General features: G+C 72.3%; 9 protein-coding genes. 4 read left to right on the top strand and 5 right to left on the bottom strand.

Annotated features, from left to right (window positions below):
* Nucleotides 1–30 precede the first annotated feature (30 nt).
* Nucleotides 31–1,173: a magnesium and cobalt transport protein CorA gene (locus AC07DS_RS35185; protein WP_479152020.1), complete on the bottom strand. Its 1,143-nt coding sequence runs from the start codon at nucleotides 1,171–1,173 to the stop codon at nucleotides 31–33.
* A gap of 156 nt (nucleotides 1,174–1,329) precedes the next feature.
* Here AC07DS_RS35185 and AC07DS_RS35180 point away from each other — a divergent pair, with 156 nt between their 5' ends.
* The gene (locus AC07DS_RS35180; RefSeq protein ID WP_479152019.1) at nucleotides 1,330–2,439 is read left to right on the top strand and encodes a winged helix DNA-binding domain-containing protein; all 1,110 of its coding nucleotides are present in this window, start codon (nucleotides 1,330–1,332) and stop codon (nucleotides 2,437–2,439) included.
* Nucleotides 2,440–2,561: 122 nt separating this feature from the next.
* Here the strand turns inward: AC07DS_RS35180 and AC07DS_RS35175 are convergent, their stop codons facing one another.
* The 3 genes from AC07DS_RS35175 to AC07DS_RS35165 form a co-directional block, all read right to left on the bottom strand.
* Nucleotides 2,562–3,353, bottom strand: coding sequence for a S1 family peptidase (locus AC07DS_RS35175; protein WP_145880556.1), 792 nt, complete (start codon nucleotides 3,351–3,353; stop codon nucleotides 2,562–2,564).
* 203 nt (nucleotides 3,354–3,556) lie between these two features.
* The gene (locus AC07DS_RS35170) at nucleotides 3,557–6,400 is read right to left on the bottom strand and encodes an ATP-binding protein (protein ID WP_479152017.1); all 2,844 of its coding nucleotides are present in this window, start codon (nucleotides 6,398–6,400) and stop codon (nucleotides 3,557–3,559) included.
* 172 nt (nucleotides 6,401–6,572) lie between these two features.
* Nucleotides 6,573–7,409, bottom strand: coding sequence for a helix-turn-helix transcriptional regulator (locus AC07DS_RS35165; RefSeq protein ID WP_479152013.1), 837 nt, complete (start codon nucleotides 7,407–7,409; stop codon nucleotides 6,573–6,575).
* Nucleotides 7,410–7,572: 163 nt separating this feature from the next.
* On the opposite strand from AC07DS_RS35165, the gene AC07DS_RS35160 reads away from it, so the two are divergent.
* Together AC07DS_RS35160 and AC07DS_RS35155 are read left to right on the top strand one after the other, a co-directional pair.
* The gene (locus AC07DS_RS35160) at nucleotides 7,573–9,243 is read left to right on the top strand and encodes an AMP-binding protein (RefSeq protein ID WP_479152010.1); all 1,671 of its coding nucleotides are present in this window, start codon (nucleotides 7,573–7,575) and stop codon (nucleotides 9,241–9,243) included.
* The gene (locus AC07DS_RS35155) at nucleotides 9,240–10,832 is read left to right on the top strand and encodes an AMP-binding protein (RefSeq protein ID WP_479152008.1); all 1,593 of its coding nucleotides are present in this window, start codon (nucleotides 9,240–9,242) and stop codon (nucleotides 10,830–10,832) included. The genes AC07DS_RS35160 and AC07DS_RS35155 overlap by 4 nt, the downstream gene beginning before the upstream one ends.
* Before the next feature lie 5 nt (nucleotides 10,833–10,837).
* On the opposite strand, the gene AC07DS_RS35150 is transcribed toward AC07DS_RS35155, so the two are convergent.
* A complete protein-coding gene (locus tag AC07DS_RS35150; RefSeq protein WP_479152006.1) occupies nucleotides 10,838–11,575 on the bottom strand; it encodes a hypothetical protein in 738 nt (245 codons plus the stop codon).
* A gap of 195 nt (nucleotides 11,576–11,770) precedes the next feature.
* On the opposite strand from AC07DS_RS35150, the gene gcl reads away from it, so the two are divergent.
* A complete protein-coding gene (gene gcl, locus AC07DS_RS35145) occupies nucleotides 11,771–13,558 on the top strand; it encodes a glyoxylate carboligase (RefSeq protein ID WP_479152003.1) in 1,788 nt (595 codons plus the stop codon).
* The last annotated feature ends 153 nt before the right edge of the window (nucleotides 13,559–13,711 follow it).

Genomic DNA, 13,711 nt, shown 5'->3' with positions numbered 1-13,711 from the left:
GCGGACCGCGCCGAGCGAGGACCGAGGGCTCTAGAGCCAGTGCTTCCGCTTGAAGATGACGTACAGGCTGACGCAGACGACCCCCATCAACCCGATCGCGAAGGGGTACCCGAACGCCCAGTGCAGTTCCGGCATGCGGGAGAAGTTCATCCCGTAGATCGTCCCGACCAGCGTCGGTGCGAAGAGGATCGCCGCCCACGACGAGATCTTCTTGACCTCCTCGTTCTGCTCGAACCCCGCCTCCGCCAGGGCCCGCATCTCCGCGTTCTGCTGTTGGGTCACCAGGGTCGCGTTGACGGTCAGGATCTCGGTGAGGGCCTGGCGGAAGCCGTCGACGCGTTCGCTGGTGTGGGTGACGTGGTCGGCGACGTCACGGAGGTAGCGCTGGAGTTCCTCGTCGGTCTCGTACTTGGCGAAACCCGCCATCAGGCCGTGCAGCATGCCGACCAGCGGGCGGGTGGCGCGCTGGAACTCGACCATCTCGCGGGAGAGTTCGTAGATGCGGCGGGAGACCGCGGGGTCGCCGCGGAACACCTCCGTCTCGATCTCGTCGATGTCGTTCTGGACGCCGGAGACGACCGGCGCGTAGCCGTCGACCACCGCGTCGAGGATCGCGTACAGGACCGCCTCGGGGCCCAGCTTCAGCAGCTCGGGGGAGTCCTCCATGCGGCGGCGGACCGCGGACAGGTCGGGGGCCGCGCCGTGCCGGACGGTGATGACGAAGTCGGGGCCGACGAACACGTGCAGCTCGCCGAAGTCGACCTCCTCCGGCGCGTCCAGGTAGCGGGCGGCGCGCAGGACGACGAAGAGCGTGTCGCCGTAGCGCTCCAGCTTCGGGCGCTGGTGGGCCTCCATCGCGTCCTCGACGGCGAGCGGGTGCAGATCGAACTCGGCGGCCAGGGAGAGGAGTTCTTTCGCCGTGGGCCGGGCGAGTCCGATCCAGGCCATGCCCGCGGGCTGCTCGCGCAGCTCGCGGAAGGTCTCGGCGAGCGTGGCGGGGGAGGAGACCCGGACGCCGTCCCGGTACAGCGCCGCCTGGACGACACTGGCCGGCTCGGCCGGCTCCGAGGGCTCCGGGGCGGCCGTCGTGGTCTCGGCGGAGGGGGCCGCGGTGACGGCACGGCGCCAGACGGACCTGCGGCCGCCGTTCTTGCCGCCTGGGCGCTCGGACATCGGCCGGCCTCTCCGTCGAGCCTGTGTACGGCGTGATCACGAAGTGGAATACGGGCAGGATAGCCGCGGTCCGCGGGTCCGGGTGCCGTGATCCGGTGCAGGGTTCGGTGAGAGTCGCGGACAGAAGGTGTCCGCAACCGGCGCTAGCGTGCGGGCATGACGAAGAGCAGCGCGGCGCCGGCTCCCCTCCTGGACATCCGGGCCCTGAACCGTGCCACCCTCGACCGGCAGCTCCTGCTGCGCCGCTCCCCGCTGTCCGCCGCGGACGCCGTACGGCACCTCGTCGGCCTGCAGGCGCAGAACGTCAGGCCCCCGTACTACGCCCTCGACGCCCGCCTCGAAGGATTCGCCCCCGAGCAGATGTCCGCGCTCCTCGCCGACCGCGCAGCCGCCCGGATCGTCACCCTGCGGTCCACCATCCACACCCACACCGCCGAGGACTGCCTGACCCTCCGGCCGCTCGTCCAGCCCGCCCGGGACCGGGAGCTGACGAACTTCCGCAAGGGCCTCGCCGGAGTCGACCTCGACCGGCTGGCCGCCCTCGCCCGGGAGCTGGTCGAGACCGAGCCGCGGACCATGGCCCAGCTGCGCGAGGCGCTCGGCGCCGAGTGGCCGGAGGCCGACCCGCAGTCCCTCGGTGTCGCCGCCCGCTGCCGGCTGCCCCTGGTCCAGGTGACCCCGCGCGGTCTGTGGGGCCGCAGCGGACAGGTGGCGCTGACGACGGCCGAGCACTGGCTGGGCCGCCCGGCCGAGCCGGCCCCCGCCGCCGACGCCGTGGTCCTGCGCTACCTCGCCGCGTTCGGCCCCGCCTCCGTCAAGGACATGCAGACCTGGGCCGGACTCACCCGCCTCAAGGACGTCTTCGAACGGCTGCGCCCGAGGCTGCTCACCTTCCGGGACCCGAACGGAGTCGAACTGTTCGACCTGCCCGATGCGCCCCGCCCCGACCCCGACACCCCGGCCCCGCCCCGCTTCCTGCCCGAGTTCGACAACCTGCTCCTCTCCCACGCGGACCGCACCCGTGTCATACCCCCCGAGTACTGGGGCCGCAGCTGGCAGGGCAACCAGGCCTACCGCACTCTCCTCGTCGACGGCTTCCTGGCCGGACTGTGGAAGCCGGACGGCGACACCCTGGTCATCGAGCCCTTCGGGGAGCTGACGAAGGCCCAGCGGGAGGACGTGACCGCGGAGGGCGCCCGGATGCTGGCGACGATGCACCCCGGAACGTCGTACGACATCCGTTTCGGCACCGTCGTACGGCGCTGAATCGCCCCCCGGACGTCTCAGCGCCGTACGCGCGTGGAGAGGGGGCATTGCGGGCCGCTCGTGGTGGCCCGCAACGCCCCCTGGTATCTACCTGAGGGATGCTCAGGTGTGCTGCTTCCGGGTCACGAGTTGACCTGCGTGGTCACGAGGTTCGAGAAGGTGGTCAGCCGGGTGTACACACCCGGGTAACCCGCCTCCGCGCACCCCTCGCCCCAGGAAGTGATCCCTGCCAGGACGCCCCCGATGAGCAGGGGACCGCCGCTGTCGCCCTGGCAGGTGTCTACGCCACCGGACGTGTATCCGGCGCAAACCATGTCGGACTGGACGAAGTCCGAACCGTAGGAGCTCTTGCAGCTGGAGTCGGACACGATCGGGACGGTCGCGGTCCGCAGCTGGTTGGAGGAGCTGCCGTTCTCCGAGGTGGTGCCCCAGCCGAGGATGCGGGCCGTGGTGCCGGCCGCGTACACGCTCGTCTGGGACGAGGAGACGTACTTCGCCGCGGTGTACGGCATCGACGTCGAGAGGGTCAGGACGGCCACGTCGTCGCCGTTGGTGGCGTCGCTGTAGTCCGGGTTGATCCAGATCTTGCTCACCCGGCTGACCGTGCCGTTGGTGCCGTTCAGATAGGTCCGGCCGCCGACCACACGGACACTGCTGGTCGACTCGCCGACCATGCAGTGCGCGGCCGTCACGACCTTCTTGGCGGCCACCAGGGTGCCGCCGCAGAACTGGTTGCCGGACGCGTCCGTGATCTGCATCGTGAAGGGGTACGCCGTGGTGGTGGTGGTCGTACCGCCCACGATGGGCTGGGGTGCGGCGCTCGCCGTGGGGGAGGCGATCAGCGCGGTCACCGCGGCGGCGGCGGTGGCCACCAGGCTCGCGGCGGTCTGTCTGGCACGTCTTGACCCGAACATGAGTCTCCTCAGTGGGGGTTGCCGGTGGGGGGTCGCGCGGGTGGGGGTTATGCACGGGGGTCGCGGGACCGACCCCCGTGTGCCCGGGCGAGCGGCACGCCCTTTACGCTAGGACCCGGCACCCTCGGCTCCCAATGAGGGAACCCCCTAGGGGGTTGGGTGAGGGAAAACCCTCGGTCCGGATCAGTTAACCTGGCGAGCCGTCACTTCGCGCGCCGCGCCGCCGCCAAACGGACGATGTCCACCCGAGAGCGGATCCCCAGCTTGCGGTAGACCCGGGTCAGCGTCGCCTCGACCGTCTTCACACTGACGAACAGCCGGGACGCGATCTCCCTGTTCGTGGCGCCCTCCATGACGAGCGCCGCGACCTGACGCTCCATCGCGGCCAGACCTGCCAGTGCGTCGAGCTCGTCCGTGGTGTCCGGCACGGCGAGGGCCGGCTCGGGCTCCGGGGCGGTGAGGGCCTCGTCCACCTGGCGCAGCCACGGTAGCGCGAGGCAGCGGCGGAAGAGCCGGGAGGCCTCGTCGTACGCCGTCGGCCTGCGCTGGCCGCCCTCCGGGCGCCGGGCGCGCAGCTGGGCCAGCGCGAACGCGGCCCGGGCCTCCTCGAGACCGTAACCGAGCTTCGCGAGCCGGTCCTGAGCGGACGTCAGCTGGGCGACGGCCGCCTCGTGGTCCCCGTGCGCGGCCCGCACCAGCGCCTCCGCACGGTCGAGCACGGCGATGACGCTCTCCCGGCCGAGCCTGAGGGCGTGCTCGCGGGTGGCGTCGATGACGTCCTGCGCCTCGGCCGGCTCACCGATGCGGACCAGTGCCTCGGCGAGGTCGCCGTGCCAGCGGCCGCGCGCCGGGTCGGTGATGCCGAGGCCCAGTTCCAGGCGGCGCACCCGGCGCAGCGAGCGCACCGTGCCGGCCGGGTCGCCGGCCACCAACTGGGCGTACCCGAGCGCGCCCAGCGCCCGGGACAGGTACATCTGGTCGCCGTCCTCCTCGGCGTGCTCGACCGCCTCCCGGGCCAGGGCCAGCGCCCGGTCCACGTCCCCGCCGGAGGCCTCCGCGAGCGAGGTGAGCATTGCCGAGGCGGTCTCGCCGATACCGGAGTCCCGGGCGAGCCGCAGGCTGTCGCGGGCCACCTCCAGGGCGCGGCCGCAGTGCCCGGCGTGCAGCTCCGTCTCCGCGAGGCCGCGCAGGAAGTGCACCTCGCTCTCCACCGAGCCGCGCCGGCGCACCTCGCGCAGCAGCGCGGTGACCGTCGCCCGGGCCTCGGCCAGCTGGTCGCCCATGACCAGCCAGCGGAACCGGGCGCTGCCCGCGCCGTTGTGATGACAGGCCACCGTCGGGTCCTGGGGCTCCTTCAGGGCGCGCTTGATGGTCCGGGGGGCCTCTGGATGGCCCATCAGGGTCTCGGTCTGCGCCTGGAAGGCGAGGGAGAGCAGTTCGGTGCGCCGGTCGCCGCCGCGCTCGGCCAGCTCGGCGGCGTGCGCGGCCGCCTCCCGGGCCTCGGTGAAGTCGCCCGCCACGATCAGCGCCCGCCATGCCAGCTGGTAGTGGACGAGGGCCAGCAGCCGCGGGTCGTCGCCGGCGTCGGCGAGGGCCTGCGGGAAGACGGCGTCGACCTCCGCCATGGTGTGGCCGGCGGTGTCGATGACGATGATCCAGGCCCGCACCCGCTCGGCGGGCACGGTCGCCCGGGTGAGCACCTCGCGGGCGATGTCCCGGGCCAGGTCGAGATCGCCCGCGGTGATCGCGTCCTCGGAGGCCTGCAGCCGTCGCTCGTCGGGGCCGGGGGCGCTGTCGGCGGGGGTGTGCCGGGCGGCGAGCAGCCCCAGCTGGGCGGCGACCGACGGGGCGCCCCGGTCCCGGGCGAGGGCCGCGGCCTCGGCGAGCCGGGCGGCCACCTCCGGGTCGGTGCCGGTGGTGGCGAGGGCGAGGTGCCGGGCCCGCTCGATCGGGTCGGAGGCGGCGGTGGACAGGGCCGCGTGTGCGGCCCGCCGCTCCTGGGCGGGTGCCTCCGCGTACAGCGCGGCGGAGATGAGCGGGTGCGCGAACCGCACGGCCGGCGCGTCCGGCTCGGTGGCGAGCAGGCCGAGTTCGGCGGCCTGCGCGCACTCGGCCTCGGCGTTCTCCCGGCCGGCCGCGTGCAGCAGCGCCGGGGTGGGGCGGGCGCCGGCGCTGGCCACCAGCAGGGTGCGGCGGGCCTCGACCGAGAGCATGTCCAGGCGGCTGAGCACCAGGGCGCGCAGCGAGGTCGGCACCGGCAGCGGCTCGCCGGGCCGGGGCGGGGTGGGGCTCTCGGCGAGGGCGCGGCCGAGCTCCAGGGCGAACAGGGGGTTGCCGCCGCTGGTGCGGTGGATCTCGCGCACCGTGGAGCGGGGCAGGCTGCCGTGACCGCGGTGGTCGATCAGCTGTGCCACCTGGGCGCGGGTGAGCGGGCCGAGCCGGACGGCGAGCGTGTCCGGCGGGCAGGCGCGCAGATGGCGGTCGTACTCCTGGCTGTCCTGGCCCTCCGTGCGCACCGCGCACAGCAGCTGCACCGGGGTGCCCTCGAGACGGCGGGCGGCGAAGCCGAGCAGCTCGGCGCTGGCCGGATCCAGCCACTGCAGGTCGTCGGCCACGATCAGGACCGGTCCCCGGGCGGCGAGCGCGCGCAGCGCGGAGAGCACCGCGAGGCGCAGGGCGAGGCCGTCGCGCTGGAGGCTGGACTCGCCGCGTCCGGTGAGCGCCGACTCCAGGGCGGTGCGCTGGGCCGCGGGCAGCCGCGGGGAGACGTCGTCGAGGACCAGACCGAGGAGGTCGGCGAGGGCCAGGAAGGGGAGGTGGGATTCGGACTCCGTGGCGGAGCAGCGCAAGACGGTGCGCGCGCTGGCGCCGTATTCCTCGGCCAATGCCCGCAGGACAGTGGATTTCCCTATTCCGGCGGGGCCGTGCAGGAGCACACTGCCGCCCGAGCCGAGTTGGTCACGGGCCGCGGCGAACAGCTCCTCGCGGCCGATGAGCAGGTCGGGGCGGCATCGGGCAGGCTCCTGGAAGTCCCGTCGCACGGTCACCGCTCCCCTCCTGTGTCGTGTCCGGGCCAAATTCTAAGCAACGATCCTTTAAATTCGGACGGAAGCCGTGGTGAGGGAAATAACAAACGGTCACGCATAGGTAAATTCAAAGCGACGTCGCTTGAATGGGCAAGGTTCCTCACGGCTGCCGCCGAGAACCCCACGGGACCGCCTACGGCAGCAGTCCGGCCCGCCTCGCCGCCGTCACCGCCTCCCCTCGTGTGTGCGCGCCCAGCTTCCGCATCGCCGAGCGCAGATACCCTTTCACCGTCTCCGGGCGCAGGCCCAGTCGTTCTGCCACGGCCGCGTTCGTCGCGCCCGCCGCCACCCAGGACAGCACGTCCAGCTCGCGTGGCGCCAGGCTCGCGCCCCCGGCGGGGCGAGGTACGGCCAGCAGCCCGCAGGCGGCCAGCAGTTCGGCGCGCAGACCCGGGTCGGTGATCCGGGGCGCCAGCGCGCGCAGCGCCGCATGGGCCTCGCGCACCTGCTCCCAGGCGGCACCCTGCCCGTCGGGCCCGTCGGCGGGCTCCGGCAGGGCCGCCGCCAGCAGTACCCGTGCCTCGTCCCGGACCACCAGCGCCTGTTCCACGTCCCGTGCCACCGCCACCGCCTCGCCCAGCGTGCGGTCGCCCAGCGGCTGGGCCGACCGCAGCGCGCCGTACAGCACCCCGCGCACCCGCCGCCGTACCACGACCGGCACCGCGAGCACCGAGCGGATGCCCTCGGCGGCCACCGGGACGTCGTACTCGTGGCTGATCTGCCGGGAGCTGGAGTAGTCCGTGACGGCGCACGGCCGCGCCAGCGCGACCGCCTTGCCGCCCAGCCCGTTGCCGGACGTCACCGCGAGCGAGCTGAGGGCGGCGGTGGCCGTGCCGCTCAGCTCGCTGATGCGGATCTGCGGCCGCCCGTACTCGACCAGGCCGCCGAAGGCGACCGGAAGCCCGGTGGTGCGCCGCAGCCGGACCAGCGCACCGCGTATCTCCACCGCCGCCACGGCCTGTGCTGACACCTCTTCTTCACTCCTTCGGAGCGGTCACGTGGGGGGACCACACCCCCGTTCGGGGGTAGTGAGACCTGCATCACGGATTAGACGATGCCAGAGAGCCGCCCGGCAATGGTCCGGAACACGGGAGTGAGCCGCCCGGCCGCGCCCGGAGAGCTAGGAGGAACCGATGACGACGGCGACCGAGGTCTTCAGGAGTGCCCGGGACTTCCTGCTGGAGCACCGCGAGGACTACGCCACCGCCCACGAGGGCTTCGCCTGGCCACGGCCCGAGCACTTCAACTGGGCGCTGGACTGGTTCGACGTGATCGCCGACGGCAACGACCGGACCGCCCTGCACATCGTCGAGGAGGACGGCACCGAGACCCGCCTCTCCTTCGCCGAGATGGCCGAGCGCTCGAACCGGGTCGCGAACCACCTGCGCGCGCGGGGCGTCGCCGCCGAGGACCGCATCCTGGTCATGCTCGGCAACCAGGCCGAGCTGTGGGAGACCGCACTGGCCGCGATGAAGCTGCGCGCCGTCGTCATCCCGGCCACCCCGCTGCTCGGCCCCGCGGACCTGCGCGACCGGGTCGAGCGCGGCCGGGTGAAGCACGTGCTGGTACGGGCCGAGGACGCCGCCAAGTTCGCGGACGTGCCCGGCGCCTACACCCGGATCGCGGTCGGCGGGGTGCCGCAGGGCTGGGAGGCGTACGAGGACGCGTACACCGCCCCCGCCGCGTTCACCCCGGACGGGCCCACGCTGGCCGACGACCCGCTGATGCTGTACTTCACCTCCGGTACGACCGCCCGCCCCAAGCTGGTCGAGCACACCCACACCTCGTACCCCATCGGGCACCTGGCCACCATGTACTGGATCGGCCTCAGGCCCGGTGACGTGCACCTGAACATCTCCTCGCCCGGCTGGGCCAAGCACGCCTGGTCCAACCTGTTCGCCCCCTGGAACGCCGAGGCGACCGTCTTCATCCACAACTACGCGCGCTTCGACGCGGGCCGGCTGATGGCCGAGATGGACCGGGCCGGGGTGACCACCTTCTGCGCCCCGCCGACCGTGTGGCGCATGCTCATCCAGGCCGACCTGAGCCAGCTCGCCACCCCGCCGCGCGAGGTCGTCGCGGCGGGTGAACCGCTCAACCCCGAGGTCATCGAGCAGGTCCGCCGGGCCTGGGACGTCACCATCCGGGACGGCTTCGGGCAGACCGAGACCGCCGTCCAGGTCTCCAACAGCCCCGGCCAGCTCCTGAAGACCGGCTCCATGGGCCGGCCCAGCCCCGGCTACCGCGTCGAACTCCTCGACCCGGTCTCCGGCGCCCCCGGCGCCACCGAGGGCGAGATCGCCCTCGACCTGTCCGAGAGCCCGGTGGGCCTGATGACCGGCTACCACGGCGACCCCGACCGCACCGCCGAGGCGATGGCCGGCGGCTACTACCGCACCGGCGACATCGCCTCCCGGGACGAGGACGGCTACCTGACGTACATCGGCCGCGCGGACGACGTCTTCAAGGCCTCGGACTACAAGATCAGCCCGTTCGAGCTGGAGAGCGCCCTGCTGGAGCACGAGGCGGTCGCCGAGGCCGCGGTCGTGCCCGCACCGGACGAGCTGCGCCTGGCCGTGCCCAAGGCGTACGTCGTCCTCGCCGAGGGCTGGCAGCCCGGACCCGACACCGCGAAGGTGCTGTTCGAGCACTCCCGTGAGGTCCTCGCCCCCTACAAGCGCATCCGCCGCCTGGAGTTCGGCGCCCTGCCCAAGACCGTCTCCGGCAAGATCCGCCGGATCGAGCTGCGCGAGGCCACGGCCGCGGGCTCGCAGGACGAGTACCGCGAGGAGGACTTCCGGTGACCTCGGAATCGTCGTACACGCACGGCACGAGCGGGACGACCCTGCTCGGCGACACGATCGGCGCCAACCTGGACCGGGCCGTCGCCGCCTGGCCGGACCGTGAGGCGCTCGTCGACGTGCCGTCGGGGCGGCGCTGGACGTACGCCCGGTTCGGCGCGGACGTCGACGCGCTGGCCCGCGCACTGCTCGCGAGCGGTGTCGCCAAGGGCGACCGGGTGGGCATCTGGGCCGTCAACTGCCCCGAGTGGGTGCTGGTCCAGTACGCCACCGCCCGTATCGGCGCGATCATGGTGAACATCAACCCGGCCTACCGCACCCACGAGGTCGAGTACGTCCTCAACCAGGCCGGTATCTCGCTGCTCTTCGCCTCCCTCAGCCACAAGAGCAGCGACTACCGCGCGATGGTCGAGGAGGTGCGGGGCAGGTGCCCGCAGCTGCGGGAGACCGTCCACTTCGGCGACCCGGCCTGGGAGGCGCTGCTCGGCCGGGCGACCCCGGACGTCCGGTTCGAGGCCCTGTCCTGCGACGACCCCATCAACATCCAGTACACCTCGGGCACGACGGGCTTCCCCAAGGGGGCCACCCTCTCCCACCACAACATCCTCAACAACGGCTACTTCGTGGGTGAGTCGGTCGCCTACACCGAGCAGGACCGGATCTGCATCCCGGTGCCCTTCTACCACTGCTTCGGCATGGTGATGGGCAACCTCGCCGCCACCTCGCACGGCGCCTGCATGGTCATCCCGGCGCCGTCCTTCGACCCGAAGGCCACGCTGGACGCGGTCCAGCAGGAGCGCTGCACGTCGCTGTACGGCGTCCCGACCATGTTCATCGCGGAGCTGAACCTGCCCGACTTCGCGTCGTACGACCTCTCGTCCCTGCGCACCGGCATCATGGCGGGCTCGCCCTGCCCGGTCGAGGTGATGAAGCGGGTGGTCGCCGAGATGCACATGGCGGAGGTGTCCATCTGCTACGGGATGACCGAGACCTCCCCGGTCTCCCTGCAGACCCGCATCGAGGACGACCTGGAGCACCGCACCGGCACCGTCGGCCGGGTCCTGCCGCACCTGGAGGTCAAGGTCGTCGACCCGGCCACCGGGGTCACCCGGCCGCGCGGCACGGCGGGCGAGCTGTGCACCCGTGGCTACAGCGTGATGCTCGGCTACTGGAACGAGCCCGGGAAGACCGCCGAGGCCGTCGACGCGGGCCGCTGGATGCACACCGGGGACCTCGCGGTGATGCGTGAGGACGGGTACGTGGAGATCGTCGGCCGGATCAAGGACATGATCATCCGGGGCGGCGAGAACATCTACCCGCGCGAGATCGAGGAGTTCCTCTACGCCCACCCGAAGATCCGGGACGTGCAGATCGTCGGGGTGCCGCACGAGAAGTACGGCGAGGAGGTCCTCGCCTGCGTGATCCCGCACGATGCGGCCGACCCTCTCACCCTGGAGGACCTGCGCGCCTTCTGCCAGGGCCGGCTCGCCCACTACAAGATCCCGAGCCGACTGCAGATCCTCGGCTCCTTCCCGATGACGGTGTCCGGGAAGGTGCGCAAGGTGGAGCTGCGGGAGAAGTACGGGGTCTAGGCCGGTCAGACCGCGCCCGACCTGGCGAGTTTGCGGCCCGGGCCGTTCACCGGGGTCGGGGTGCCCGTGAGGTCGAGGACGAACAGGGGGACGCCCAGCGTGTCGGCGCGAGCGCGGGCGTCCTCGGCGTATCCGGCCAGGGAGAAGTAGACACAGCCCGCGGACTCCGTCATGGCCGTCAGCCACAGGCACTCCACGTCCCGCAGCGAGGCCGGGCGCACGGCGGGGTCCACCTGGGCGACCAGGCCGGGCGCGGCCAGGCCTATGCCGGACGGGGGCCGCTGGTCGGCGCGGCGGATGTCCCGGTAGCCGAGCCAGCGTAAGTACAGCGCGGTGGCGGTGACGGCGTCCCGTGCGGTGCGGATGGTGACGGGCTGGAACGGGATCCGTCCGCCGCAGCGCGGGGCGGCCGCTCCCGGCCGTGCGGCCGGCGCCGGGGTGTCACCCGGCACGGCCGCCCCGGGGCGCGCCCCCGGTGACGGGGCGTCGCTCACCGGAATGCGCAGGACAGTGCCGCACGGGCAGCCCAGCTCCGGGTGCGGCAGCTGATTGGCGAGCCCGCAGGCGGTGCAGCGCACGGTGACCCAGTCCTCGTCCCAGGTGCGGTGCGCGAGTACGGCCGGCGCGGCCGCCGGGTCCAGCCGCGGGGCGCACGGCCTGCCGCAGGCGCAGGGGTAGGGCGGCGCGGTGTAGACGTGCTCGCGCCGACAGGCCGGACAGCGCACCGGCACGCTCTCGGGCATGGCCACTCCAGGCGTCGCATCGGGACTGCGCCCCCCATCGTGCTCCTGCCCGACCCTCCTTGTCCCTCTCTTGACGACCTTCGGCGACCCCCCTACATTGATTTCAGATAGTAGAAATTACTTTCCGCAATACGGAAGTACTCGCCGCGGGGCGCGACGGGAGTACGCATCCGACAGCCGAAGCAGGAGTACTCGATGGCTCGTATGACCGCTGCCCGCGCGGCAGTTGAGATCCTCAAGCTCGAGGGCGTCACGGACGCCTTCGGTGTGCCGGGCGCGGCGATCAACCCCTTCTACAAGGCGCTGAAGGAGGGCGGCGGGATCAGCCACACGCTCGCCCGCCACGTCGAGGGCGCCTCGCACATGGCCGAGGGGTACACCCGGACCGAGCCGGGCAACATCGGCGTCTGCATCGGCACCTCGGGCCCCGCCGGCACCGACATGATCACCGGCCTGTACTCGGCCATCGGCGACTCCATCCCGATCCTGTGCATCACGGGCCAGGCGCCCACGAGCGTGATCCACAAGGAGGACTTCCAGGCCGTCGACATCGCCTCCATCGCCAAGCCGGTCACCAAAATGGCGGTCACCGTCCTGGAGGCCGCGCAGGTCCCCGGCGTCTTCCAGCAGGCCTTCCACCTGATGCGCTCCGGCCGTCCCGGCCCGGTCCTGATCGACCTGCCGATCGACGTCCAGCTCACCGAGATCGAGTTCGACCCGGAGACGTACGAGCCGCTCCCGGTCTACAAGCCGGCCGCCACCCGCGCCCAGATCGAGAAGGCGATCTCCTTCCTCCTGGCGTCCGAGCGCCCGGTCCTCGTCGCCGGCGGCGGTGTCATCGGCGCCGACGCCGCCGATCTGCTGGTCGAGTTCGCCGAGCTGACCCAGACCCCGGTCATCCCGACCCTGATGGGCTGGGGCACCCTGCCCGACGACCACGAGCTGAACGCAGGCATGGTCGGCGTCCAGACCTCGCACCGCTACGGCAACGCGAACTTCCTGGAGTCCGACTTCGTCCTCGGCATCGGCAACCGCTGGGCCAACCGCCACACCGGCTACAAGCTCGACGTCTACCGCCAGGGCCGCAAGTTCGTCCACGTCGACATCGAGCCCACCCAGATCGGCAGGATCTTCCCGCCGGAATACGGTGTCGTCTCCGACGCCAGGGCCGCGCTGCAGCTGTTCGTCGAGGTCGCCAAGGAGCTGAAGGCCGAGGGCAGACTGCCCGACCGCGCGGAGTGGGTCGCCTCCACCCAGGAGCGCAAGGCCACCCTGCTGCGCCGCACCCACTTCGACAACGTGCCGATGAAGCCGCAGCGCGTGTACGAGGAGATGAACAAGGCCTTCGGGCCTCAGACCCGGTACGTCACCACGATCGGTCTCTCCCAGATCGCCGGCGCGCAGATGCTGCACGTCTACAAGCCGCGCCACTGGATCAACTGCGGCCAGGCCGGCCCGCTCGGCTGGACCATCCCGGCCGCGATCGGCGTCGCCAAGGCCGACCCGGACTCCCCGGTCGTCGCCCTCTCCGGCGACTACGACTTCCAGTTCCTGATCGAGGAGCTGGCGGTCGCCGCCCAGCACAGGATCCCCTACGTCCACGTTCTCGTGAACAACGCCTATCTGGGCCTGATCCGGCAGGCGCAGATCGGCCTGGACATCAACTTCCAGGTCAACCTGGAGTTCGAGAACATCAACGCTCCCGAGATCGGCGTCTACGGCGTCGACCACGTCAAGGTCGCCGAGGGCCTGGGCTGCAAGGCGATCCGGGTCACCGAGCCGGACCAGCTGGGCGCCGCCTTCGAGCAGGCGAAGAAGCTGGCCGCCGAGTACCGGGTGCCGGTCGTCGTCGAGGCGATCCTGGAGCGCATCACCAACATCTCGATGAGCCGGACGATGGACATCAGTGACATCTCCGAGTTCGAGGACCTGGCCACCGAGCCCGGCCACGCGCCGACGTCGATCAAGCCGCTGAAGGTCTGATCCGGCGCACGCGCGCGAGAGCACGCCGGGGGGGGGGGGGGGGGGGGGGGGGGGGGGGGGGAACGGGGGGGGGGGGGGGGGGGGGAGGGGGGGGGGGGGGGGGGGAGGGGGAGGGGGGGGGGGGGGTGGTGGGGGGGGGGGGGGGGGTGGTGG

The sequence above is a fragment of the Streptomyces sp. NPDC044064 genome, from assembly GCF_056434245.1.
Note: the sequence above shows the minus strand (reverse complement) of the source record. Positions and strands in the feature narration are given on the sequence as shown.